General features: G+C 50.8%; 24 protein-coding genes and 1 tRNA gene. 12 read left to right on the top strand and 13 right to left on the bottom strand.

The genetic code is table 11. The annotated features are described in order from the left end of the window. Nucleotides 1-28 precede the first annotated feature (28 nt). Nucleotides 29-460 (bottom strand): CBS domain-containing protein, encoded by a 432-nt coding sequence (locus BM231_RS17795; protein WP_063312233.1) that lies wholly within the window; start codon nt 458-460, stop codon nt 29-31. 164 nt (nt 461-624) lie between these two features. Further along, nucleotides 625-1,395 carry a rhomboid family intramembrane serine protease gene (locus tag BM231_RS17790; protein WP_093521414.1) on the bottom strand — a complete coding sequence of 257 codons (771 nt, stop codon included), beginning with the start codon at nt 1,393-1,395 and terminating at the stop codon, nt 625-627. A gap of 466 nt (nt 1,396-1,861) precedes the next feature. Between BM231_RS17790 and BM231_RS17785 the strand changes: the two genes are divergently transcribed. From BM231_RS17785 to BM231_RS17775, 3 genes are all read left to right on the top strand, one after another. After that, entirely contained in the window at nt 1,862-2,551 is a 690-nt protein-coding gene (locus tag BM231_RS17785) for a PAS domain-containing protein (RefSeq protein ID WP_093521410.1), read from the top strand. 105 nt (nt 2,552-2,656) lie between these two features. Then, a complete protein-coding gene (locus BM231_RS17780; RefSeq protein WP_093521409.1) occupies nt 2,657-3,292 on the top strand; it encodes a PilZ domain-containing protein in 636 nt (211 codons plus the stop codon). Nucleotides 3,293-3,661: 369 nt separating this feature from the next. Then, on the top strand, nt 3,662-4,282 hold the full coding sequence (locus tag BM231_RS17775) for a transglutaminase-like cysteine peptidase (RefSeq protein ID WP_093521407.1): 621 nt from the start codon (nt 3,662-3,664) through the stop codon (nt 4,280-4,282). Nucleotides 4,283-4,359: 77 nt separating this feature from the next. On the opposite strand, the gene BM231_RS17770 is transcribed toward BM231_RS17775, so the two are convergent. The 6 genes from BM231_RS17770 to BM231_RS17745 all read right to left on the bottom strand — a co-directional run bounded on the left by BM231_RS17770 (nt 4,360) and on the right by BM231_RS17745 (nt 8,489). Continuing rightward, on the bottom strand, nt 4,360-4,887 hold the full coding sequence (locus tag BM231_RS17770) for a gamma carbonic anhydrase family protein (RefSeq protein WP_093521405.1): 528 nt from the start codon (nt 4,885-4,887) through the stop codon (nt 4,360-4,362). A gap of 55 nt (nt 4,888-4,942) precedes the next feature. After that, complete coding sequence (locus BM231_RS17765) at nt 4,943-5,257, bottom strand: DUF6949 family protein (protein ID WP_093521403.1); 315 nt, start codon at nt 5,255-5,257, stop codon at nt 4,943-4,945. Nucleotides 5,258-5,515: 258 nt separating this feature from the next. Beyond that, the gene (locus BM231_RS17760; RefSeq protein WP_093521401.1) at nt 5,516-5,731 is read right to left on the bottom strand and encodes a DUF3126 family protein; all 216 of its coding nucleotides are present in this window, start codon (nt 5,729-5,731) and stop codon (nt 5,516-5,518) included. Nucleotides 5,732-5,813: 82 nt separating this feature from the next. Next, nucleotides 5,814-6,662, bottom strand: coding sequence for a serine O-acetyltransferase (gene cysE, locus BM231_RS17755; RefSeq protein ID WP_093521399.1), 849 nt, complete (start codon nt 6,660-6,662; stop codon nt 5,814-5,816). Between the two features lie 205 nt (nt 6,663-6,867). Beyond that, nucleotides 6,868-7,740, bottom strand: coding sequence for an alpha/beta fold hydrolase (locus tag BM231_RS17750; RefSeq protein ID WP_093521398.1), 873 nt, complete (start codon nt 7,738-7,740; stop codon nt 6,868-6,870). Further along, nucleotides 7,737-8,489 (bottom strand): alpha/beta fold hydrolase, encoded by a 753-nt coding sequence (locus BM231_RS17745; RefSeq protein WP_093521397.1) that lies wholly within the window; start codon nt 8,487-8,489, stop codon nt 7,737-7,739. The genes BM231_RS17750 and BM231_RS17745 overlap by 4 nt, the downstream gene beginning before the upstream one ends. Nucleotides 8,490-8,779: 290 nt before the next feature. On the opposite strand from BM231_RS17745, the gene BM231_RS17740 reads away from it, so the two are divergent. The 4 genes from BM231_RS17740 (at nt 8,780) to gpt (ending at nt 11,715) form a co-directional block, all read left to right on the top strand. Continuing rightward, nucleotides 8,780-9,025: a zinc-finger domain-containing protein gene (locus BM231_RS17740; protein ID WP_057462674.1), complete on the top strand. Its 246-nt coding sequence runs from the start codon at nt 8,780-8,782 to the stop codon at nt 9,023-9,025. Nucleotides 9,026-9,123: 98 nt separating this feature from the next. Then, nucleotides 9,124-10,323: an FAD-dependent oxidoreductase gene (locus BM231_RS17735; RefSeq protein WP_093521396.1), complete on the top strand. Its 1,200-nt coding sequence runs from the start codon at nt 9,124-9,126 to the stop codon at nt 10,321-10,323. 137 nt (nt 10,324-10,460) lie between these two features. Beyond that, nucleotides 10,461-11,201 (top strand): competence/damage-inducible protein A, encoded by a 741-nt coding sequence (locus BM231_RS17730; RefSeq protein ID WP_093521395.1) that lies wholly within the window; start codon nt 10,461-10,463, stop codon nt 11,199-11,201. A gap of 10 nt (nt 11,202-11,211) precedes the next feature. Further along, nucleotides 11,212-11,715, top strand: coding sequence for a xanthine phosphoribosyltransferase (gpt, locus tag BM231_RS17725; protein WP_093521394.1), 504 nt, complete (start codon nt 11,212-11,214; stop codon nt 11,713-11,715). A gap of 740 nt (nt 11,716-12,455) precedes the next feature. On the opposite strand, the gene sfsA is transcribed toward gpt, so the two are convergent. From sfsA to BM231_RS17710, 3 genes are all read right to left on the bottom strand, one after another. Next, on the bottom strand, nt 12,456-13,160 hold the full coding sequence (gene sfsA, locus BM231_RS17720; RefSeq protein WP_093521393.1) for a DNA/RNA nuclease SfsA: 705 nt from the start codon (nt 13,158-13,160) through the stop codon (nt 12,456-12,458). A 23-nt stretch (nt 13,161-13,183) separates the two neighbouring features. Next, on the bottom strand, nt 13,184-14,635 hold the full coding sequence (locus BM231_RS17715) for a TrkH family potassium uptake protein (protein ID WP_244310616.1): 1,452 nt from the start codon (nt 14,633-14,635) through the stop codon (nt 13,184-13,186). A 234-nt stretch (nt 14,636-14,869) separates the two neighbouring features. After that, the gene (locus BM231_RS17710) at nt 14,870-16,285 is read right to left on the bottom strand and encodes a TrkH family potassium uptake protein (RefSeq protein ID WP_093521560.1); all 1,416 of its coding nucleotides are present in this window, start codon (nt 16,283-16,285) and stop codon (nt 14,870-14,872) included. A gap of 1,026 nt (nt 16,286-17,311) precedes the next feature. Here BM231_RS17710 and BM231_RS17705 point away from each other — a divergent pair. Together BM231_RS17705 and BM231_RS17700 are read left to right on the top strand one after the other, a co-directional pair. Continuing rightward, nucleotides 17,312-18,829 carry a DUF3360 family protein gene (locus tag BM231_RS17705; RefSeq protein ID WP_208860470.1) on the top strand — a complete coding sequence of 506 codons (1,518 nt, stop codon included), beginning with the start codon at nt 17,312-17,314 and terminating at the stop codon, nt 18,827-18,829. A gap of 491 nt (nt 18,830-19,320) precedes the next feature. Next, on the top strand, nt 19,321-21,099 hold the full coding sequence (locus BM231_RS17700; protein WP_093521384.1) for an OFA family MFS transporter: 1,779 nt from the start codon (nt 19,321-19,323) through the stop codon (nt 21,097-21,099). A gap of 179 nt (nt 21,100-21,278) precedes the next feature. Here BM231_RS17700 and BM231_RS17695 read toward each other — a convergent pair whose 3' ends face one another. After that, a complete protein-coding gene (locus BM231_RS17695) occupies nt 21,279-22,181 on the bottom strand; it encodes a LysR family transcriptional regulator (protein WP_063289544.1) in 903 nt (300 codons plus the stop codon). 248 nt (nt 22,182-22,429) lie between these two features. Here BM231_RS17695 and BM231_RS17690 point away from each other — a divergent pair, with 248 nt between their 5' ends. Continuing rightward, nucleotides 22,430-23,173 (top strand): L,D-transpeptidase family protein, encoded by a 744-nt coding sequence (locus tag BM231_RS17690; protein WP_093521383.1) that lies wholly within the window; start codon nt 22,430-22,432, stop codon nt 23,171-23,173. Between the two features lie 19 nt (nt 23,174-23,192). Here the strand turns inward: BM231_RS17690 and BM231_RS17685 are convergent. Then, a tRNA-Leu gene (locus BM231_RS17685) sits at nt 23,193-23,277 on the bottom strand. Between the two features lie 378 nt (nt 23,278-23,655). On the opposite strand from BM231_RS17685, the gene map reads away from it, so the two are divergent. Beyond that, complete coding sequence (gene map / locus BM231_RS17680; RefSeq protein ID WP_093521382.1) at nt 23,656-24,519, top strand: type I methionyl aminopeptidase; 864 nt, start codon at nt 23,656-23,658, stop codon at nt 24,517-24,519. A 22-nt stretch (nt 24,520-24,541) separates the two neighbouring features. Further along, on the top strand, nt 24,542-25,369 hold the full coding sequence (gene radC, locus BM231_RS17675; RefSeq protein WP_093521380.1) for a RadC family protein: 828 nt from the start codon (nt 24,542-24,544) through the stop codon (nt 25,367-25,369). Nucleotides 25,370-25,476 lie beyond the last annotated feature (107 nt).

Genomic DNA, 25,476 nt, shown 5'->3' with positions numbered 1-25,476 from the left:
CCTTAAAAGCACAGCAGCTTAGTAAAAATCATACGGCCTGAATGTAACTCCGCAGATCCTCAGCTTCGCGCTCAACTTGAGCGATGCGGAACTTCACGATATCGCCGATTGAGACCAAGCCGATGAGCTTTCCGTCTTCCACAACTGGCATATGACGGAAGCGCCCTTCTGTCATACGCGCCATGACACCGTTCACGGAGTCTGTCTCGTTGCAGACGGCAACCTCTTTTGTCATGTAATCGCTGACAGGCTGCGCAAGCGCGTCAGTTCCTTCCATTGAAATGGCCTGAACCACATCACGTTCTGACACGATCCCAACAATCACACCGGGCTCGTTACACAACACAATCGCACCAATGCGGCGGCCACCTAGGCTTGCGCATATCTCGCTTAAACTACGTGTACTCGGCTCCGTAAAAACGTCCCGCCCTTTGCCGTTTAATATGGCAGCAACTGTCATGGCGACCTCCTCATTTGTTTGTGTCATCCTTCTTTCTCAGAGAAAAAAGAGGAAGAGAACAAATCTAACCCTACGGCATCATGACACAAAAAAACAATGCTTGCCTAGCCACCAACTTAGGTGCTGTTAACATATGTAGTTAGCTAACTATTAAACGTCTCACTTCAACGCGGTTTAATCGGATCTAATAGCGGGAACAGGATCAATCCTGCGATAAATCCACCTACGTGAGCTTGCCACGCAATACTGACGCCCTCCCCTGCAATTGGCGCAGACCACATGCCAAATAGGAAGTTCAAGCCAAACCAAACCAGAATAAAGGTAAGAACACGGCGGTCGCTCAGCGCCTCCATCAAAGGTCGAGCAGGCACAGAATAAGCAGCATTATCATGCCGTCGGAACGAGCTCATTGGCCCTCCAGCTTCAAAGATAAAGCGCAAGGAAGCTGCCATTTGCCCTGAGACCGCCGCCGATGCACCGATCACCGGGATACTCTGCCCCCAGTTTGTAGCAAGGTGAGCCCCCGCGCCAGCAATAGCACATACAGCCGACAGCAATAGAAAACGGGTCGCACCAAAACGTCGTGCAACTGCACTGCCGAACACTGCCATCCAAAGCACATTGAAACCAACGTGCTCCGCACTACCATGCAAAAACCCATAGGTCAGAAAACTCGAGACCGCGGAAACAGTCTCTCCCGGCCAAGAGTATTCAGCCATAAAACCACTAAGATATCGGACAGGCCAGAATGCAAACAAAAGCAGCGTCTGCAAATCTGCATTGGGCGTCAACACATAGGCACGAACCAGATGTATCCCAATAAAGATCAGAGACAGTCCAACAACCACGGTTGGCAGATTAAACATCGGCTCCCGCGCAGGTCTCTGAAAGTTGGGGCCATGAGATGCCAGGTGGTCTTCATTGGATTGGTTCATTTTATTACAGATCCAAAATTATTGTCCCATTTTGAACTAAGACAACTTGGCACGCTTCGCAAGGCTTGCCGCAAAATGTAAGGATCAAATGAAAACAATAAACCGCCAGCACTCCCCCAAGCGCTGACGGTTTATTGGAGCTTCTCCCCGTTAGGCGTTTGTTTTCCCGACTTTTCATCAGCACAAAAAATGCCCAAAACCTGGGTTTACCGCCAACAATAGCTCAATTCTTAGGGCCTCAAGGGTTCAGGTGAGGCAACTGCAACCAAGATTATACAAGCCACCAATCAGCACAACTTAAACCCTTTGTTAAGGTTAATATTTTATTAAATTTTTATGATATTTCTAACTTGGCATGCTCCATGCTTATTCCCCACCATAGACCAGCGGATAGTTAAAGTTGTCCATAAAAAGGACACTGACCCCAATGGGAATACCCAATAAGCGGACTGGGGAAGGCGGGAATATGAAACACGGCGCATCACGGATACTCTTTGAATACTGGGACGAAATTCGGGCTGAACGCCCAGCTCCCGAACGTGGCGATATTCAGCCCTCCGCAATCAAAAGTGTTCTGGGCGATACATTCATTTTAGAACTGGCCCAGCAGAACAATTTTAGATTCCGTCTTGCGGGGACAAGATTGTGTTCTCTGTTCTGTCGTGAACTGAAGGGCCGCAGTTTTCTTGATGGTTGGGATGAGAAAGACCAGCAAGCTGTCACCGCCATGCTCTCTGCAATAACACAGGATGGCGCTGCGGCCGTGATCAGCTTCACGGGCACAACTGAAATGGGCCAGTCAGTAGATCTGGAGCTCCTACTCCTGCCAATCCGCGTTCAAGGTGAAGGTTGCACGCGCATTCTAGGCTGTATGGCACCGCTCAAGCGTCCGTTCTGGCTCGGTGTTCAGGCAATCTCCAAGCAAAAAGTCAACAGCTTGAGGTTGATCTGGCCAGATGAAGATGCACCTCTCTTCAGTGACGAGAATGACTGCGTCCCACATTTTGGAACCCCAAGTCATCGTGCTGTTAGTTCAATGGAACCAAGAGTTAGCCGTGGAACTAACTTGGCACGTTCAGCAGCACCAAAAGCTGTCGAAATTCCAAACAGCCGACAGGTAGGACACCTTAGAGTTGTTGATGGTGGCAAAATATAAACCTGCACCCCGCACCTCAGTTACCATTCTGTTAACCTTGTTTTCCTAGGGTGTGACCCAAGTTTCTTACTAGTCAATAATCGCGTATTCGGGATTCCTAGGAAAATGGCAGGGCGCACAGCGACCAACAGAATTGCTGCACTAGCAGCAAAAGCACCTGACAGACGCCGTTTTTCTCGCGTTGAAATCAACGTGCTGGGCCGTTTCATGCTGGAAAACCGACGCGAGTATCCATGCCAAGTCGTCAACATGTCTCCTGGTGGCGCTGCCTTTATCTCTCCGGTAATGGGCGAAATTGGCGAGCGCGTTGTCGCTTATCTTGATCACATTGGTCGTGTTGAAGGGAAAATTGTCCGCGAAATCGATGGTGGCTTCGCAATGACCCTTAATGCCAGCGCACGCAAGCGCGACAAACTGGCCTCTGTCCTGACTTGGCTGACGAACAAAGACGAGCTTAATCTGCCAGAAGATCGCAGGTTTGATCGCTTTACACCAAAGAACCCGATCACAAAGATCATTTTGCCAGACGGTAGAGAGTATGCCTGCCGCATTGTGGATGTCTCCCTCTCCGGCGCAGCACTCAAGACAGATGTACGCCCAGCACTTGGAACACCAATCACGCTTGGCAAGATGCGGGCACGGATCGTTCGTCACTTTGAAGAAGGCGTCGCCGTCGAGTTCGCCACCGTCCAGAATAAGGAATTATTGGAGCACCATATCTCCAACGCTGAGAAGCGCTAAGGCACAGCCAAACCGATTCCTGTCTTTTCAACGGTTAAGCCCCGGCATTTTGATAAATTTATAAAAAAATATTAGCAGTGAGAATTACATGCAACTGGCACAGCTTCACATCTCTACTCTCTAATTAACTGTAACTAAACCATAAAATTCTTGTTACCTCTCATCAGAAACTCCAGTTTCCTGCGGAGTCTTAGCTTAATTACAATTTGAATTAATATTGATTCTTATTTTCGGAAATATTGATTTAATTAATATTCAAGCTTGATTCAAATACTGGTCAACTTTGATTAAATACTGACTTTAAAGGTTATAACCAAATAAAAGCGCGCGAAGGAAAGTAGAGCCTGCCATGATTGGAGGGCGCTACTTGTGTTTGAGTATAAGCTGTTCGCGAAAAGTGTTTTGGGGGTCGCATTGGGCGGGCTAATAAGCCTGTCTCAGGCTCACGCTGAGCAAGTTCCAGGACGCTTTATGCCAGTTATCGGACAAGCCAGTGCCCCCGTTGGTCATATTGAATTCTGTCAAAACTACCCACAACAGTGCCGCTATGGCACCAACACACCGTTGGTTGTCCGCTTGACTAAAGAGCGCTGGCAGGAATTGCTGGATGTAAACGCCTCAATCAATACGCAAGTTCGCCCACTAACCGACGAGCAACTATTCGGAGTGCCCGAATACTGGACATACCCGCAAGGTGCTGGTGACTGTGAAGAGTACGTTCTGGAAAAACAGCGGCAACTCATTGCCTTAGGCTGGCCACCAAGCTCCCTGCTCATAACGGTTGTGAAAGACCTGAGCAATGGTGGGCACGCTGTCTTGAGCGTGCGTACTGACCAGGGAGATCTCATTCTAGATAATCAGATCTCTTCAATCTTGCCTTGGTACTCAACCCCATACCGCTACGTGAAGCGACAATCCGCTCGCCATGCTTCTGCCTGGTCCGCCATTTCGGATAAACGCGTCACCACCGTTGCAAGCATTCCAGAATAAAGCAGCCAAGGTGTTGGCAAACAACAAAGCCGCGGGAAACGCCGCGGCTTGTTCTATTTTAAAAAGCCGTGATGGCTTCAGAGTTCAACCAGCTGCTCTTTAAAGCGCTGCGCATTCATCACATAGCCATCTGCTGAGCGGATAAGCATTGCCTGAGCTTCATTATCCAGCTCACGAACCACCTTCCCCGGCATTCCCATAACCAGAGAACCGTCTGGAATAACCTTGCCTTCAGGAACAAGTGCATTCGCGCCGATAATACAGCCCTTACCAATCTTAGCCCCATTGAGGATTGTCGCACCCATTCCGATAAGCGAGCCTTCCCCCACAGTGCATCCATGCAAAATCGCTTTGTGACCAACCGTACAATTTGCGCCAACAACCAGCGGATACCCCAGATCTGTATGAAGAACCGAGCCATCCTGAATGTTGGAACGTGCACCAATATGGATAAGCTCATTGTCGCCACGCAAAACAGCGCCAAACCAAATATTCGCTTCTTCATCCAGCTGCACATGCCCAATCAGACTTGCACATGGCGCGACCCAGTAGTTTCCATTTTCAGGAACATTAGGGCTTCTGTCTCCAAGCTTATAAAAAGGCACAAGGTTCTCCTAGATTGCACAAATCAAATCCCGCGCAATCTAGCATACGGCTTGCTCAAAGTGCCAAGAGAAAACTCAAAACAAACGTGCCGGAAAGAATGCTCCACATAGCGGTGAGCCCTCCCGCCGCAGCGAGCATCTTGGGACTAAACGACTCTCGGTAATACCCTTGGATCGCATTGCGCATGAATATGAACGGCCCAGCAACGAGCCATAGTCCGACAACAATTAACCAGGACACAGGCCCTTTCATCTCAGCAAAAAATCGCGGCGGCTCGCCAGTCACCAAGTGATAGAAGCTACCCAGAATTCCCGCAGTCACAAAACCAGAAGCCGCTATAAACGCGGCCAAAAACAAATCGCCCAGCATGCACTCCCCCTTCTAAGCTGACTCAATCCAGCTCAAACGCGTTACTGTGCAGTTGAAAGCAATTCCTATGCCGTGTGCTATCCTCGAGTTAACCTCCTATTAATATTTACATATGGAAAACGCATAGGAAATTAATGCAGATGAGCAAATTCCATCCCGTTTCAATTCAGGACGCATTCAACGCTCAAGAGTCTCATTTTGATGCAAAAAGGGCCCCGAAACGGAGCCCTTCAAATCCATCAGATTTTGCGTGAAGCCTTAGAGGCCTTCCACGTCAATATCAAGGATAGCCATCTGGAAGTTCCAGCTCAGTTCGCCATCTTCCTCGTCGCGGAAGATAACACCGAGAAACTCGTCGCTGATATAAACTTCTGCAGAATCATCTTTACGAGGACGCGCACGCACTTCAAGTTCTGGCGACTTGAAAGTGTTGCGCATGTAGGTTTGCACCTTACGAATTTCATCAGGCTTCACAGCCGTCTCCTTACCAATTTCACTTCAAACTTGGGGCACAAACTATACAAGTTTATCGTCCTGCCAACCCTAGGAAACTAGCTTATCCTTGTTTGTTTTGCGAGGAAAGTCCTTGACCTTGACCGATCATTTGATCCATGGCTCGAGCCGGCTGGTCGCAACCAGCTTCACCCACAACCTTGGCAGGAACACCCGCCACAGTCGTGCACGGATCAACATCTTTAAGAACCACAGATCCAGCTGCAACACGTGAGCAATGGCCGATTTCCAGATTACCAAGAACTTTAGCACCTGCACCAATCAGCACGCCCTGACGAATCTTCGGATGACGGTCGCCAGTGACCTTGCCCGTACCACCAAGTGTCACACCTTGCAGAATGGAGACATCGTCTTCAATCACTGCAGTTCCGCCAACCACAATGCCGGTACCATGATCAAAGAAAACGCCCCGTCCAATTGGAACCTGAGGATGAATATCCATCTGGAACACCTCGGAGCAACGGCTCTGCAGGTACAGCGCGAAATCTTCTCGTCCCTGCTTCCACAGCCAGTTGGCTAAACGATGGGTCTGCAGCGCATGGAACCCTTTAAAGTAAAGGAGAGGCTCCAAGAACCGGTCACAGGCAGGATCACGGTCAAACACAGCACCCAGATCAACACGGAATGCCTGAACAATATCAGGAGCCTGATCCAGTACATCCAGATAAGTTTGACGAATAAGAGAAGAAGAAACAACCACATGGCCCAGTCGGTCAGCCACTCGATGAACAATCGCTTCCTCTAAAGAAGAATGGTTCAGCACCGTCTCGTACACAAAAGACGCAAGCGCAGGCTCAGAACTGGCCATCGCTTGGGCTTCGGCTTTCACGCGATCCCAAACAGGATCATGCGACGCGAACTCCTTGGGGCTACTTGAAGAAAATTGCACCATGAAAGAGCGTTCCTTTATGGATAGGACCTATTCAACTTTACATAGGTGCAGACTGTCTCAATCCAAGCCCCACCTAATCACTATGAATTATCCGCCTATAGTACATCACGCAGTATTGCCATTAGAGAAAGCGCGTACCAAACCTGCCATATCAATTAGAAAGTGAACCTACGTTTCTTCCAAAAGTCAGAAACTCGTTCTAATTTTAAGCTGCAGCTTGGTACTCTTTTAGAAACGGCATGATCGCAGCAGTGAAAATATCATTCACATCACCTGCCACCATATGACCAGCTTCTTTCACATCTGTGAATTGCGCATGGGGAACCAATGCGAGAAATTCATCTACATGACTCTGTTTCACGAGCTCTGATGCCGCCCCGCGAACAAGCATACTCGGCACTTTGAGATTGGCTGCCGCCTCGAGCAGCTCACTCTGCACCTTGTCTTTCATATCAGCACGATCAGCATGATGCGTGATAAAGCGAGGGTCCCAGTGCCAGCGATAGCGCCCATCTTCCCGCAAGCGCAAGTTTTTCGAAAGGCCGTCCAACGTTTTGGGACGCTTGCGGTGCGGGAGATAAGACGCGATCATGTCCGCAGCTTCTTCCACACTACCAAATCCGTCTTCGACCTTCTCGGCCATGAAAGAAAGGATCTTGCTCACCCCGCCCTCATCAAGGCGCGGCGTCACATCAACCAGAATGACACCAGCAAGAACACCAGGACGCAACGCCCCTTCCGCCAGAATAGATGCAAGCCCACCCAAGGACGCACCGATCGCAATTGGTTTGAGACCGGTTTCCTCATGGATCTGAGAGGCAGCAGCGGCAACATCGGCACCAAAGTCAGAAAAGAAGTACTTCTCTCCATCAACCCATGCACTGTCACCATGCCCACGCATATCAAGACAAAACGCCTGCATCCCTGCATTGGCGATCATCTCAGCAGTCTTGCCCCACGAATGTCTCGTCTGCCCGCCACCATGCATCATCATCACCGGCTGGCCTTTTGAGCCAAACCGGTCTGCAACGATGCAATTGCCATCGGCTCCGATAAATTCGTGGGTGCTTCTATTCATGAAAACTGCTCCAAAAACTCTAATGTGCCTTTTTTGAAAATCTTGTCACCAACAGCGGTCATATGATCCCGGTTGGTAATCTCCAGATAACTCGCATTCGGCATAAGATCAGCAAGCGCCTTAGGATCACCCGCCACGTCATCGTTTGTACCAACGGCAACAAGTGTCGGCGCCGTAATCTTAGATACCATGTCCTCGGAAATTGGCTTGCGAGCTGACTGCATACAAGCAGCAAGCGCCCGTCGATCAGACTTAGTCTGCTCTGCAAAGGCCCTGAAGGAACGGCCCGTCCGGTCTTTCACATCGGAGATTTTATCCGCCAGCAGACCTTCAATGATCGGCTCTGGATTACCTACGCCAGAAATCAAACCATATCCCATCCCGCCAAGGGTCAGCGAGCGTACCCGGTCCGGCGCTTGAAGCGCACAAAACGCAGAAATACGGGTTCCCATGGAATAGCCAAGCAGATCTGCTTGATCGATGTAAAGATGGTCCAGCAGTTTCAGCGCATCTTCGGCCATAACCGGAGCGCCATAATCCTCTGCATTGTAGTACTTGTAGCTTTCGCCATGACCACGATTATCAATCGCAATCACACGACGCCCATCCTTCACCAGCAAATCAACCCAACCAGGATACACCCAGTTGACGAACTTGTTGGATGCGAATCCGTGGATCAGCAGGATCGGATCGCCCTCTCCTTCATCAAGATAAGCGATAGGGTGATCATTATTATTGAATATTGGCATATTACCTAACGTTTACGTAAAGGAAAACTACGGGATCATGGGAGGGTAAATGTAAGGGTGGAGAAAGAAAAGGCCAAAGAACTATCAATTTGGACTAGTCCCTCAACTATTCACAGAGGCTGAGACAACACCAGTTCCGCCGAAAAACCTCAACGCTAGGTGAAAAAACGCAGTACAGTTGTGGACCGCGTAGGCCCCAAAGCAATCAATCAACTAGAAAACCTGTCTTTTTCACCCGAACCAATTTAATGTCGGCGGCAAATTTTTGTTCCATGGAGCTTGGCGAAAAAATGGCCGGTAAAGTCGTACCCCACTTTCACAACACCAATGGCGTTGACGCCATTAAAATCGGCGCTAAAGAATTTATGTGCATTGGCGCACGCCCCCCACAGGATCACCCACACGTATTCCTCGACATGGGTGCTGATGACAACATAATCTGCCCATACTGCTCAACGCTTTACCATTACGATGCTGAGCTCGGTTCCGCAGAATCTAATCCAGCCGACTGCGCTTGGGTACCTGATGCGGCTTAACAACCGCGTCATCTGACCGATAAAACGAATAAACAGTAATCACATTGCTTTGCCTGATCCCGATAACCTCAGGCAAAGCACGGCAAGCAAGCTGCGTAATGATACCAAAAAATATTGCTATCGCAGGAGCCGGGATCGCCGGACTTACAGCTGCGTTATACCTTGCCCGTAAGGGCCACAGTGTTTTCCTGTTTGACGCTGCCCCAGAGCTTTCCGAAGTCGGCGCGGGAATTCAGCTATCTCCCAATGCAATGAGATGTATGCAGGCTCTTGGCTTAGGCCCTGCGCTCATGTCCAGAGCCGTCTCTCCAGCCAGCGTCAATATACGCTCCGGCCAAGATGGGTCTCAACTTGCAACTGTTCCACTTGGCCGCATTGCTGAAGACCGCTATGGCGCGCCATACTACGTGATCCACCGGGCAGATCTGCAACAGTTGTTATTGGAAGCTGTCCAGAACACACCGGAAGTCACTCTGCGGCTGGATACCAAGGTAGAGACCGCCGAAATCAAGGGTGATACCGTTAAGCTTCAGGGAGCGGCATTCGCAGAAGCTCTTGCTGGCGTGCCGGATCAGTTTGATCTGCTCATCGGGGCTGACGGTGTCCGCTCAAGCATCCGTCAGAACACATTGGGTGGCGCACCGGCCAAACACACCGGGTTTGTAGCGTACAGAGCAACAGCAGAGCCGCCTTTCAATCTGGAACCTCTGCTGAGCACCTCAGGCCTATGGCTCGCTCGCGATGCCCATCTGGTTCAATACCCAGTAAAGAATGGCAAGCTGCTCAACATTGTCGCCATCACGAAGGAAGACTGGAAAGAGGACACCTGGTCCCATCCGGTTGGCAGTGATCACGTCCGTAAACACTTCCGCAATTGGGCGCCAGAAGCGTTGCGCCTGGTCTACCTGCCGGAAACGTGGACCCGTTGGTCATTGTGCGAGGTCGACACTCGCCCTGCGTGGACGCAAGGGCCTGTAACACTTATCGGCGATGCTGCTCATGCGATCCTGCCATTCTCAGCGCAAGGCGCGGCAATGGCAATCGAAGATGCTGCAGTCCTGTCCAAGATGGTCGACAAACATGGTGCGACACCGCAAGCCTTGCAAGCCTACGAGACTGCCCGCCGTCCACGTATTGAAAAGATGAGCAAGCTCGTTAAATGGAATGATTGGGTCTACCATATGGGCTTCCCTCTTCGCATTGCACGAGACCTTGTCATGCGGTCCAACACACCAAGTCAGCTTCTTGACCGGTTGAACTGGATCTATGAGTGGTCGCCAGAAGATCATAACGATTGAAACTAGAGCCTACTCCCCCAAGGTGGCTCCGGTTTTCGGATAAGCATACGCATAAAAATGAAGAGCTAGAGCTTGGTGTATGAATACAACGCCTTCTAGCTGTCAAAGCCACCCATAGTTCAGGAATACAGAAAGCCATGACCAATAAGATCATCACAGCGGGATATGTCGTTATTGGCGATGAAATCCTGTCTGGTCGGACCAAAGACAAAAACATCGGCTTTCTGGCATCCTACCTCACAGATATCGGCATCGATCTGTCTGAAGTCCGCGTCGTTCCTGATGTAGAAGAAAAGATCGTCGAAGCCGTCAACGCTCTTCGCGCAGAATACACCTACGTGTTCACATCCGGCGGGATTGGCCCAACGCATGATGACATCACAGCAGATGCCGTAGCAAAGGCCTTCGGCGTTTCGATTGATCTGGACCCACGCGCTTACAAGCTTCTGGAAGATCACTACGGCGCAGAGAACTTTACCCCTGCCCGCAAGCGCATGGCCCGCCTTCCTGATGGAGCCGACCTGATTGAAAACAAGGTGTCCATCGCACCCGGTTTCAGAATGGAGAACGTGCACGTGATGGCAGGCGTACCAGCCATCATGCAATCCATGGTCGATGCCATTGCACCAACGCTTGAAACCAGTCAAAAGATGCTGTCAGTGACTATTGAGGCCGCTCTTCCTGAGAGTCGCATTGCTACAGACCTAGGGGAAATACAGAAAAACTTCCCCGAAACCTCAATTGGCTCCTATCCGCAGTCAAAAGATGGAGTATTTTCCACACAGGTTGTTGTGCGATCTAGGTCAAATGATGTACTGGAACAGGCCAGTGAAGCCGTCCGAGCAGCCGTAGAAGCTGCAAAGACAAAATTTCTTTGAAAGAAGACACATGGATAATCAGCAGCAATCCAAAGCATTCCCGGTCTCTTGGGACCAATTCCACCGCGATTGCCGTGCCCTCTCTTGGCGCCTCGCCGACAAAGGCGAATTTACAGCGATTGTAGCCATCACACGTGGTGGCCTTGTTCCAGCTGGCATTATTGCGCGCGAATTGGGTGTTCGCACCATCGAAACAGTTTGCATTGCATCCTACCATGATTACGACGATCAGGGTGAGTTGAGGGTCATCAAGCCAATCGACCCCAAAGTAGTCGGCTCTGAAGGTGGCGAAGGCATTCTCATTATCGACGATCTGGTCGACACCGGTAAGACTGCGAAAGTTGTTCGCGAAATGCTGCCAAAAGCACACTTTGCAACCGTCTACGCCAAGCCAATGGGCCGCGATCTGGCTGATACCATTGTGACTGAGGTTTCTCAGGACACCTGGGTGTATTTCCCATGGGATCTTGGCATGCAGTTCCAGCCACCAATCTCTAAAGATACCGCAGGCTAACCAGCCCGCCGGAATTCTGCATAAGAGTTTCCAAAGCCTCGGCCTCACCGCCGGGGCTTTTTTAGTTCAATCGACTGAAATGAGCTGGTAACGACCCAGCCTTCACAAACGCATTTTGGACGAGGCGATACAAAACGATGAATAACATCGGGCTGGCAACTATCTTTGACAAACTTATCCCCCTCGTTCGGTTATGTGCACATACTAATCCTATGCCCACGTGACGGGCTGCTGGCGGACCGTCCGTCAGCATGTCGTGGGCTGGGTGGGGCTTTTGGGAGAAGTAACGCATCTTTCAAAGGTCCGGTGGAACCGATTTTCAGGCGTGACTGCATGGTCTGAGAGGAAGGACCCAAGTCTGAAGGGCATCACGCAGTGACATTTTCTGGTCAGAGCGGCAAATGTCAGGGGTAGAAGACCTGTTCGGATACGGAAACTTATCTGAGCAAAGCCGCTATCCTTCCGGGAAACCGGCTATCGTGTCTTTCAGGATAAGAGGCGATGTTGTCCATATCAAAATGCCCGGGCAAGGCGCGTAGCCAATGCCAAAGACTCATATCTAACAAGTAGCGCAGGTATTGCCTGCCGCCTTGCTCATCCCGACCTTCGGGAACTTCAGTTCAACGCTGCATGGGGTGCCATGTGGTGCTTATCGTGCAGGGGCAGACTTGTCATCAGAAAACGTACTTTTAGCCAAGCCACAGTCATTTGATACGCTGCTCTTCTTAAGCTCTTCCGCCTCAGCACCGCACCTCAATAGCCCGGTCTGCGATGATCTCGTTAGCATCCAAGCGGCACCCAATCGCATAGACTTCAACGCCGGCTTTCACAGCCGCATCAAAAGCCTCTCCGTATTTCGGGTCAATATCACGGGCCAGAACGAGCGCATCGCAATCATCGCGCTGGATCAAAAACACCATCGCTGAGCGATGGCCTTCCCGGACCATATCTGCCAGTTCATCCAGATGCTTCGCACCACGTGCGGTCACAGCATCCGGGAACTCGGCAATTCCATTTTCGCGGGCCAGAGTGACGTTCTTCACCTCAACATAGGTGCGCTTGTCGCCCTCACTTTCCAGCAGAATATCGATACGAGAATTCTTGCCGTACTTCACTTCGCGGCGCAGTTTTTCATAACCGACAAGCTCAGGAATACGCCCAGCTTCAATCGCTTCTTCGACCAGCCCATTTGGACGGCTGGTATTGATGCCCACCATCGCACCGTCAATCTCGAGCATTTCCCAAGAGTATTTCAACTTGCGCTTCGGATCATCATTGGGCGTCAGCCAGACCTTAATGCCCGGATCTTTCAAACCCATCATGGAGCCCGAGTTGGCACAGTGAGCTGTGATTTCAGCACCGCCATCATCGAGGGTCACATCCGCCAGAAACCGTTTGTAACGCTTAATCAGCCGGCCAGTGACCAGCGGTACATCAAATCGCATAGCGACCTTCCAAATTATTCAGATTATTTGGACCAGAAATCAGGATCCAGAAGAATGAGAACCGTAAACAGTTCCAGACGCCCCAGCAACATCGCAGAGCATAAGATCCATTTCACTGGATCAGGCAGCGCAGCAAAGTTGCCAGATGGCCCGATCATGGTGCCAAGGCCCGGGCCAACGTTACCAACGGATGTCGCAGCGGCAGACACAGCAGTCACCAGATCCAGATGGAACAGAGAAAGGATCAGCGTCAGGATACCAACGGTGCCGATGTAAACCACGAGGAACGCAAGAACAGAGAACGTCAGTTCTGGTGTCAGGTGCGTGTTACCATAGCTCACAGAGATCACGCGGTTTGGCCGCACCATCCGCCGCATATGCGCGATCACCGTTCCGAAGAATACAAGAAACCGGAAGACCTTGATACCGCCCGTTGTCGAGCCCGTACAGCCACCAACAAACTTGAGCAGGAATGCAAGACCGATCACCGGAGCACCCCAGGAGGTGTAATCCCCCATGGCGTAGCCAGTGCCCGTCACCACAGAAATCACGTTAAACGCAGACTGCAGGATGGCACTGCCAAAACTGTCAGCATTGCCAGAAGTACCGAGATAAATCGTCAGAGCAAGAGAGATCAGACCCACCAGCCACAGAAACGCCCGCACCTGAGGATCACGCCACAGCAACAACGGCTGCCCGCGCAGCGCCTGAATGATAAGCACGAATGGCAGCGCGCCCACAATCATGAAGACAACCGCAATCCAACCAGTCACTGGATTGGTAAAATACCCGAAGGAGTTATCATGCGTGGAATAACCACCTGTCGCAATTGTCGTGAGACCATGGTTGAACGCATCAAACATCGTCATGCCAGAGAACCAGTAAAGCACGATGCAAAGACTGGTCAGAAACAGGTACGTCAAACTGATCAGGCGGATCAACTCAATGGAACGGCTAACAATCTTCTCACTCTGGTCGGAGCTTTCTGTCTGAAACAGCTGCATCCCACCAATGCGTAGAAACGGTAAAAGCACGATCGCCATAACGACAATACCAACCCCGCCCATCCACTGCATCAGCGAACGCCACACAAGCAGCCCCGGTGGAAGTGAATCAAGACCTGTCAGAACTGTAGAGCCTGTGGTGGTGAATCCCGACACTGCCTCAAACGCAGCATCAACATACGCAATACCCAGCCACAAAAACGGCAGAGCCCCAAACGCAGGCAATGAGACCCAGCATAAAGTTGTCAGGATAAAGGTCTGGCGTGTGTCTAGCCCGTCACGCAGCGCACCACCCATGGCCACGATGAGCAACATGCCAACCAGACCGGTAATTAACGATGAAATAATAAAGGCTTGCCAGTCAGCATTACGCGACACAACATCCACAAATGCAGGGACAAGCATGGCAGCAGCGAGGCCAACATAAAGGTACCCAAGCACACTTAAAACCGGTCGTATGGAAACCAAAATCAATCCGCCGATATAAAATCCAATTTAACCCGCCCGCTAGTCACATATTGTCCCTTAACGGACGAGATTGGAACGGTATGCTCTCAAACATTTATGAAGCATTGGTTTTAGGCCACTTAGTGATATCTGGCAATTGAATTAATCGGGCAACTACCTATTCACACAACAAGAATGAAGCCGAACAGCCCAAACATGCTCAATGCACGAAATCCCTAGTCTTTCAGGGACGTAGCGTCAACGCCAGAATTGAGGGTTAAACAACACCAGCACCGTAAAAAGTTCCAATCTCCCCAGCAACATTGCCGCAGAAAGCACAATCTTCGCACTATTGGGGATGTCGGCAAAGTTTCCGATAGGGCCAACAACATCGCCAAGTCCTGGGCCTACATTAGAAACCGCAGTCGTCGCTGCGCTCATAGCAGTCACCAGATCCAAACCAAGTCCACCAAGAATGACAGTAATCAGTCCCACAGTGGCCATATAGACTACCAAAAACGCAAGAACCGAGAAAGCCAGTTCAGGCGTGATCTTTGTATCGCCATACCGGACAGGAACCACCTGATCAGGCCGGATCATCTTATTCATGTACGCACGAACAGTACCAAAGAACACGATGAAGCGGAAAATCTTGATGCCACCACTGGTCGAGCCCGTACAGCCGCCAATAAACGTCAGCATCAGGAAGAAACCCATCATCGGTGGGCCCCACGCTGTGTAATCGCCAAGACCGTAGCCCGTCGTGGTAATGATTGAGATCACCACAAACAACGCCTCCACCACTGCTCGACCAAACGTGAACTTGTTCTCAATACCGAGATACAGCGCCGTCATGCTGGAAAGGATGATGATGACAAAGATAAACGCCCTCGCCTGCGGATCTTGCAAGAGCGCTTTCGGGTTCTTGGTCAGGGATTTGATCAGCACAACGAACGGAAGGCCGGAAGCAAGCATGAAGACAACTGCCACCCACTCAGCCGCCGTACTCTCAAAGTAAGCAAACGAAGCATCATGTGTCGAGAAACCACCGGAAGACAGCGTCGTCATGGCATGGTTCACTGCATCAAACAACGACATGCCGGAGAACACATAAAGAATCGCACAGGTCAGCGTCAGCATGATGTAGACGCCACCTATAAGGCGCGTCAGATCCGTCGCACGAGCAACAATCTTCTCACCACGGTCAGAACTTTCTGTCCGAAACAGCTGCATACCGCCAATACGCAACAAAGGCATGAGCAAGATCGCCATAACGATAATGCCAACACCGCCGATCCACTGGGTCAGGGAACGCCAGAACAACAGTCCCGGAGGCATACCATCCAAACCAATCAGAACCGTAGAACCTGTGGTCGTAAATCCTGAAACACTTTCAAAAAACGCGTTCTCAAAGCCGATCCCGAGGCTGAGAAAGGGCAGAGCGCCACAGACAGGCATGACAATCCAGGATGCTGTAGTCAGCAAAAACGCCTGACGAATGGTGAGATGTTCAAGTTTGTAATTGGCCGTAGAAACAGCAAGCAATAGACCAAGCAGACCAACAAAGAGCGAGGAGAGCGCAAACGCAATCCAGTCCGGGTTGCTGAAGTAAATATCCAGCAATGCAGGTGCCAGCATCAAAATGGCCAGCCCAACCAGAAAGTATCCAAGCACCCGTAATACGGGACCCACCAGTGCCATAATATCTCTCATTTTCAGATGGGCTTCGCCTCTGGCGAGTGCACCAACACGCTTTAATCTCAAATCCTACAGAAACTCGGTTAAACTTCTCAGCAAACAGACGTAACAAATCGGTCCGATGATTTTTGAGGTTACTGGGAAGTGAAAATTTGAAGGCCCGTGACGAGCCCGCAGAAAAGTCCGGCAGGATGGATCGCCTATCTACGCCAAAAGTAGAGGGCAGCCAAGTTTTTTCTTATCAAGATATCCTCGGAGCATGGAAGTGCACCATAGTAGAACTGCAATTTAGCCTTGCATGGCGCCAACTTGGTATCTGTGACGCATCATTTAAACTCGGAAAAACACTTGTATCGCACATTCCCACAACGCTGCGACAATACTACCTATAAGTCATTCTACCGCGACAGGATGTGACTCTCAGATCACGTTTTTCATCAGCCTTAACACACGCTCCAACTGAATTAATTTCATTATACTATTGTTTTAAATGAGATATTGCAGACTGAAATTTCACTGAACTCAAAACCGGGGCAATTCAACAAAATCAATTAGATAGCTCATATTGTCGCAGTTTTTCGCCTTATAGATTTCATCAATAACGCGATAGACTCATACGATTTTATTTAAGCTGCATCCTTCTGCAAGTTCTCGCTGAACACCGTAAGCTTCCCTACGTCATTTCAGGTAGGGGCCTTTCGGAACTGAAGAACAGGGGAAGGGTATTCATGGTCTGAATTTGTGGTTTGCAAGGTCTCTTGAAAAGACCCAGGAACCCGGAAGGAAAGTTACAGCGAGTTTGAAGCCGCTGACGCAGTTGCACTTTAACACCTCCCATTAAGCTGCAACTCAAAACCCAAAAATCCTGACGGTTCCAACTCCTCCCAGCAAACCAGAAATCAAGGCCATGAGGTGAGATGCCTTCATCTGCTTCGCTCACAAAGCAAGCACCGTGAAGCCACACTCTCCTTTCTCCCGTCAGTTTTATGGAGAATGGCTGTTATGCTTCAGCAGACAGACAAGCACGAAGAATCCTATAGCGAGGCACACAAGCCTGCGAGTGAGTTCGAACAACGGTCTGATTACCTAGACCACGAACTCCAGATTATGAAACCACGCCGTTGGGGTCTCAACCTGCCGGGCCGCGACTTCCGTTTTGAAATGGAAGATTTTGTTCCGGCAATTGCAGGAACAATCGGCATCTCCGTGATGTACTCTGCGGTTATGACAGCATGGGCTACCGGCCTCACAGCAAAATGGCCGCACGTCAATCTTGGCGCTGAATGGATCATTGAAGTGGTCCGCGTTGAGATGCTCATTCCGGCCCTGCTCTTCTGCATCATCGGTTCAGGCTTCCTCAACCCACGCGCAAACCTTGCGGGCAACCACGGTCCAATGATCCCACTCATTGGCTCTATCGCTCTCGCAGGCGCGCATCCTCTGGCGCTGGCAGCTCTCGTCTGTGCCTTCGGCTTGCTTCTCAGTTACTTCAAAGGCGGCTCTCGTCTGGTAAACCTGACCAGTCAGGGCGTTGCAGGCGGCTTGCTCGTGTTCCTCGGCTTCATGGGGGCAAAGGGGCAAATCACATCCCTCTTTAGCTGGGCTGGCGGCCTACAGGCGAAGCATGACCTTGCTTACAGCCTCTCTTACGTCGCTCTGGCAATCTTTGCAGTCAACATCGTGCTCTATGCCTTCCTCGCAAAGATCGGTAAGCGCTGGCTCGCAATTCCAGCTTGCTCCGTCATCGCGGTAGTTCTGGCTCTCGCACTCGGCGCTGGTGTTGACCTTCAGTTCACCACAGCTCCTGGCCTACCAAACATGAACCCATGGTACTGGTGGGGATCTACTGAGACCGGTTGGCAGCTCGGCATTCCTAGCTTCAACCACTTCGTTGCATCTTTGCCTTGGGCAATTCTGGCAGTCGCAATGTGGTCTCCGGACTTCCTTGGTCACCGTATCTTCCAGGAACTCAACTACCCTAAGAACACCGATAAAGTTCTGATGGACGTTGATGACACCATGACCTGCTGCTCGCTGCGTCAGTTCACCGGCACATTCTTCGGCGGTGGTAACATCACTTCTTCCTGGGGCACCTACATGATCCCAGCTGCGATCGCGAAGCGTCCAATCCCTGCTGGCGCAATCCTGCTTGGCGCACTTTGCATCGTCATCGCAACCATCGGCTACCCAATGGACGTAGCAGTATGGCAGCCAGTGATGTCCTGTGCTCTGCTGGTTGGCGTGTTCCTTCCACTTCTGGAAGCTGGCCTGCAGATGGTGAAGTCCAGCAACGACACCAACTCCGCTGGTATCTGCATCTTCGCAGCAATCGTAACCAACCCAGTTCTGGCATGGGCAATCACCATGTTCCTCGACAACAATGGTCTCATTGGTGACAAGGAACGTGCAGAACGCCTGAGCTTTGCAGACCGCATCATCATTCCAGCAGGTGCAGTAATCATCTGTACTCTGGCAATGGCAGCAGTAGGCATGCTTCCAGGTATTCCAGCTCTCCTGTAAGCTGAACCGCACCAAATTCCAAAAAGCGCATCGCCCAGCGGTGCGCTTTTTTCGTTTCCGCAAGCACTGCGACAATACGCACCTGAGTAAAACCTGACGTCAGTAACACACAGTACGGATGACAAACTCACACCCATCTGGCATATTCGTAAGCACCAAGCAGCGCTACTCATCTGATATTTCAAAATAAATCAAAGCGTGCAAATTTTTCACCGCACTAGCCTCTGCTTTCGGCCTTTCTCTTCCCTCCACAAACCCACGCTGTAATAGATTACATCTATAACGCGATAGACGCTGGCGATTTCAACTCACCATGTGTTAGATGCAGACTCAACGTATGGATGCAGGCTTCCTCCCTCTCGCCTGCCTCCTAGGCGCATTCCCGGAATGGGGCTCGGTTTTCGGAAAAAGAATGTAGTCGCAACACAAGGTCAAGGCAGTTTGCCGGGCGAGGCAATGCAACCTGCTTTGATTGCTCTAGGGGTTTGCTGATGTTTAAAATACCAAGTTTTATGCTGAAAGACGCGATCGTAGCCAAGCCGGGCTTCAATCGTTGGCTCGTTCCACCGGCTTCCATTGCAATTCACCTATGCATCGGCTCTGCCTATGCATGGAGTATCTACAATCCAGCACTTGTCAGAGAAATTGGAGGCATAGCACCCGCAGCTGAAGACTGGTCTCTCAGCTCCGTGGTATGGATCTTCTCTGTAGCAATTCTGTTTCTTGGCTTATCTGCCGCAGTCGCAGGCAAGTGGCTTGAAAAAGTCGGCCCACGCTGCGTTGGCACAACAGCTGCCTTCTGCTGGGGTGGTGGTTACATCATCGGCTCAATTGGCATCATGACCCACCAGCTCTGGCTACTGTATCTGGGGTACGGTGTCATTGGTGGTTGTGGCCTCGGCCTTGGATATGTTTCACCTGTCTCCACCCTGATCCGCTGGTATCCTGACCGCCGAGGTCTGGCAACCGGTATGGCCATTATGGGTTTTGGCGGCGGCGCAATCATCGCAGTTCCGCTGAAAAGCTGGCTTCTGAACCTTTACGCCAAAGCACCTGATTATCTCGGTCCACTCGCTGACGTGCAAACAACCGTAGAAAACGGTGTCCGCTACGTGCAGGTCGCAGGCCAAAAGCTGGAAGCCATCGTCGTAAGCGCATCTCAAGCAGAAGCAGCCTTTGACGGTGCCCAAGCAGGCGTATACCTTGCAGGCACAGGTAACACTGGCGCAGCATCAACCTTCCTCACACTGGGTATCGTCTACTTCTTCGTGATGATCCTGGCATCTTTCGCCTACCGCATTCCTGCACCGGGCTGGAGACCAGAAGGTTGGGAACCGCCACAAGAAGATCCAGCCAAACAGGGTCTAATCACTCGCAATCATGTGCACATCGATACAGCTCTGCGGACTCCACAGTTTTACCAGCTCTGGATCGTGCTTTGCTTCAACGTGACAGCTGGGATCGGTGTGATCTCCGTTTCCAAAACCATGATCTACGAGATCTTCGGCAACGGCATGCCAACCATCGTGGATGGAGCCTTCACCGCAACCTACGTCTTGATGATCTCTGTCTTCAACGCCATGGGCCGCCTTGGTTGGTCAACCCTTTCTGACTATATTGGCCGCAAAAACACCTACACCGTCTTCTTCGTGCTGGGCTCTTTCCTATACCTCTCCATTCCGCTCATCGCAGCTGAAGCAGGCGCAAGCCCATCCGTGATGTGGCTGGTGATGTTCTACGCAGCCACCATGACCATCTTCACCATGTATGGCGGTGGCTTCGCTACAATCCCCGCCTATCTGGCAGATATCTTCGGCACCAAATTCGTCGGCGGTATCCATGGTCGCCTGCTCACCGCATGGTCTGCAGCAGGTGTAGCTGGTCCGTTCCTCATCACATTCCTGCGCGAACGGTCTGTAAACACCAAAATCCATGAGCTTGCAGAAAAGGTTGATCCAGCCGTATTCCTCCAGACCTTCGGCGAAGGCAAAGAGAAACTGGCTGAGCTCATCGCAGCAAAATCCATCTCTGTCTCAAGACTGATGGAAGTAGCTCCGGAAGGCACAGTTGATCCAACTCCGAGCCTCTACAACACCACAATGTATGTGATGGCTGGTTTGCTCGTCGCGGCACTCGTTTCCAACCTTCTCATGAAGCCAGTCCATCCGAAGTATCATATGGCTGAGGACGCACTGGGCGAAGGAGAAGCTAAAACAACAAAACCGGCAGCATCTGGCAAACAAACATCTGCACCAATGCCTGCTGAATAAAAAGCAAACCCAAACAACTAAGCCCGCGATGATCGCGGGCTTTTTTTATGAGCAGCTCTAGAGCGCGTTCCGTTTGATTGTATCCAATCAAACGACAAGAACTCGCGCAGAATAAAGGAGTTAGAGCATGAGGTGTGAATGTAAATGAACACAACGGGCTCTAAAGCAATGCTACTTTGCTAATCAGCCTGCTCTGGTATCAGCGGCTTCTTATACTGTGCGGCGCAATCAGCCAGGGATGTGATAATCGCAGGCTCCAGCTCACGCTTTGTCATCACCATACCAATGCTGTGCGAAACAACTGGTTTGATCAGCGGTACGGAAACAATCCCTGCCCCAAGCGACAAGGCAGAAAACTCCGGCAAGATCGCGCAGTACCCCGCACGGATAAACCCGCCAAGCGATGGGATCGTTTCAGCCTCAATCTCAGGATCCAACTCAACACCTAAAAACCGTAGCGTGCTGTCTACCATCAACCGATTTTGCAGGTTCGGCGAAAGCGCCACCATCGCCCCGGCATTCACAGCCGTCTCCCATTCCACTGCGTCGACCCCTTGCAGGCGATGCCCTGCTGGCATGAATAGACGATAGTCTTCCTCATACAGCGTGAAACTGCTGTGTTTCTTTGCATCGCTGAATTGAGTGTACGTGATGCCCGCATCGATCTGATAATCCTCAAGAGCCTTATGGATTTCATCATGGCTCATCAATTGGATCGTCGCATGTGCATGCGGGTGGCTCTTCTTCAAATCCAGAATAAGGGAGGCTGTCGCAACATCCGCAGACGGAATAACGCCGATATTGACTTTGCCAAACACCTCAGCACTTTTACCCGCAACCTCGTTTCGCAAACTGTTGCAGTCCGCAAGCACCTTCTTCGCCCAAACGAGAATGCGCTCACCTTCCGCCGTCAGTCCATGAAACTTCTTGCCGCGCTCAATAATGGGAACGCCCAGCTCAATCTCCAACTGACGAATTCGGCCCGACAACGTTGGCTGCGTCACATTACAAGCCGCAGCGGCACGCGTAAAATGCCGCTCTTGAGCCAGAGTAACGAGGTATTGTAACTGCCGAATATCCAAGGAAGATCACCCTTCACACAACGCTTGATAGAAACGCTCTATAGCACAATAGAGCAATCAGATCAGAATGGGCCCGGACACTAGCATCTGTTTTATCAAAGAAAAGCAAAACAAATACGCTGCGTTCTTACGCCACAGGAATATCAGAGTGACCTTTTCACAGAGTTTCCAGTGCGAACCATGACTTGGCCACATTGCCTCTCTTATCTGCCACTCTCAGTTTTCAGTGATTTGCAATCGGACCTTCCATGGCAAAAATCATTTCTCGTCCGCTCCTTTGGGCAGTCGGCACGGCCTTTTTCGTAATGCTGGCAGTCTTCGCCACGTACTTACTCTTGCCCTATGATCTACCCGGTTCCGCAAATCTCACAAAAGTTAAAGATGAGCGCTTGCCAGCCCTGCGCGCAGATCTGACTTTCAAAGGAATGTCCTTGGGAAACCCTGTTTTCCTACGTGTCTTCAAAGAAGAAAGCCGGTTGGAAGCGTGGATCCGGTCTGGCAAAACCTATCAGCCTTACAAGTCATGGGAGATTTGCAGATACTCTGGTGATCTGGGGCCAAAGCTGAAAGAAGGCGACGGTCAGTCTCCTGAGGGCTTTTACAATGTGTCAGCTAGACAACTGAACCCAAACAGCAGATATCACCTCTCCTTCAACCTCGGTTTCCCCAATGCTTTTGATCAGTCACTGGACCGCACCGGCTCCTACCTGATGGTCCACGGCAACTGCCTCTCCATCGGCTGCTATGCCATGACCAATCAACATATCGAGGAAATTTACCTGCTTGTGGAAGCTGCCCTTCAGAACGGGCAAGGAACTGTCCCAGTCCACATATTTCCCTTTGAGATGACAGAGGAAAACCTCAGCAAGCACACCAACTCAAACTGGCTGAACTTCTGGCGCAACCTCAAACGGGGTTACGACCTCTTCGAAGAAAACCGCATACCACCAGCAGTCTCCGCTCAAGAAGGCGAATACCAGTTTACTATCTAAGTTTTTTGGGAAAGTAATTTGGTGCGGACGGCGGGACTCGAACCCGCAAGCCCAAGGGCGGCAGATTTTAAGTCTGCTGTGTATACCAATTCCACCACGACCGCTTGCAGGCACCTGAGTACACGAGCAAACCACTTTCGTGCAAGTGCCTCTTTTCCGTTATCCAAGAAGTTCCTATGGCTTATCCCGGATTAAGCGCCTGAAAAAATCGATAGAATCCCTACAGGAACCACGAAAAGCAACGGGCTTCACAAAATGCGTGCGCAGTTAAGGATCTGACCTCCTTTTTTCTCTACACCTTTCAAAAATACCCGATATAAGTGGGGAAACACCAGATTACTCCCTAGAATGCCCCTAAAAAAATAGGAGAAGCTTCTACGGAGAAGCAGGGCTTGCGAGCAAGCATAACGACATTTTACAGTTCCTCATGATGTAATCTGCGTTCGTCCCTGCGCGAAACGGAACAAGGAAAAAACGGGAAAATGATCGACTACGTAGACGCTGCCAACGCGCCCCTGAAAAATACCGGCCAGATCAAGATCTACAGTCTGGAAGATTTTGAAGGTATGCGCAAAGCAAGCCAGATGACTGCGCAGTGCCTTGACGCACTTGTGCCACTGGTGCAACCGGGCGTCACAACGCAGGAAATTGACGACTTCGTTTTCAACTTTGGTAAAGAGCGCGGCGGCGTTCCGGCAACACTGAACTATCGTGGCTTCAGCAAGTCCTGTTGTACCTCTATCAACCGCGTCATCTGTCACGGTATCCCTGATTCAAAGAAGAAGCTGAAAGAAGGTGACATCGTCAACATCGACGTCACCTACATCGTTGATGGCTGGCACGGCGACAGTTCCCGCATGTATCCCGTTGGCAAACTCAAGCCTGCAGCCAAGCGCCTCATAGAAGTCACTCACGAATCTCTGATGCGTGCTCTGGAAGCTGCCAAACCGGGCAATACGACCAACGATATTGGGTATGCAATTCAATCTTATGTAGAATCAGAGCGTTGCTCTGTGGTCCGTGATTTCTGCGGTCATGGCGTTGGCAAGCTTTTCCATGACACGCCAAATATTTTGCATTACGGTGAGGAACATAATCCTAAGAAAGAACGCACATACACAGTGTTGAAACCAGGCATGATTTTCACAATTGAACCAATGGTAAATCTGGGACGACCAGATGTGAAAGTGCTGAAAGACGGCTGGACGGCTGAAACCAAAGACAAAACACTGTCTGCTCAGTTTGAACATTCCATCGGCATCACCTCAACAGGCTGCGATATCTTCACAAAATCACCAGCAGGCCTGTTCAATCCAATGGAACCGGAAGCCGGAGCCGCTGCCTAACCGCACCAAGTAAGGAGGGGGAATGAAACAAACCAGTTTCGGGTTTCATGAGGTAACTCCCTCTCCTCAGGAGCAGGCACCCGCCGTGCCTGCGCTCCAGAGCCATGTCCCTCTGGGCGAACCGGAAACACTCCCGGTTCCGCCACCTGCCAAGCAAAGTAAATCCCCCAAACCAGCGGCGAAACACTACCACGGTCATCGTGCACGCTTGCGCGAACGGTTTGAGGAAACAGGCTTGGATGGCCTCCAGTCCTATGAGTTGCTGGAGATGCTCCTCTTCTCATCTATCAAACAAGGTGACACCAAACCGCTGGCAAAAGCACTGCTGGCCCAGTTTGGCTCCTTCGCACAAGTTCTGGCCGCTCCAAAACAACGGCTGGAAGAAGTACCCGGCTGCGGACCACGCACAGCAAGCTTCCTCAAAGAAATGCAGGCCGCATCTATTCTCTACGCTAAAGCACAGGTTGTAGAGCGCGATCCCCTCTCCTCCTGGAGCAAAGTGCTGGAATACGTTCGCGCAGCTATGGCGCACAACGACAAAGAAGAATTCCGCATCCTGTTTCTGGACAAAAAGAACCGCCTCATCGCAGATGAAGTCCAGCAGACCGGAACAGTTGACCACACGCCCGTTTATCCGCGCGAAGTTACTAAACGGGCATTGGAATTGTCAGCCTGCGCGATCATTCTGGTCCACAACCACCCATCAGGCGACCCAACACCATCCCGTCAAGACATTGAAATGACGACGAAAATTTCAAACACATTAGAGCCTTTAGGCATAGTTCTGCACGATCACATCATCATAGCCGGCTCAGGTCACGTCAGTTTCAGAGGCCTTCAACTCATCTAAGCTATCCCCAGCAGCAGAACTCCATTCACATAAATTTCCCAAGTGATCGATAAAACGCGTCGGTTGTACAGGCTCACTCAAGCAAAATCTCAGAACATAAGCATGGG

The organism is Pseudovibrio ascidiaceicola (assembly GCF_900114245.1).
Classification (GTDB): Bacteria; Pseudomonadota; Alphaproteobacteria; order Rhizobiales; family Stappiaceae; genus Pseudovibrio; species Pseudovibrio ascidiaceicola.
The sequence above is the reverse complement of the archived record's forward strand: the minus strand, read 5'-3'. Positions and strand labels throughout refer to the sequence as shown.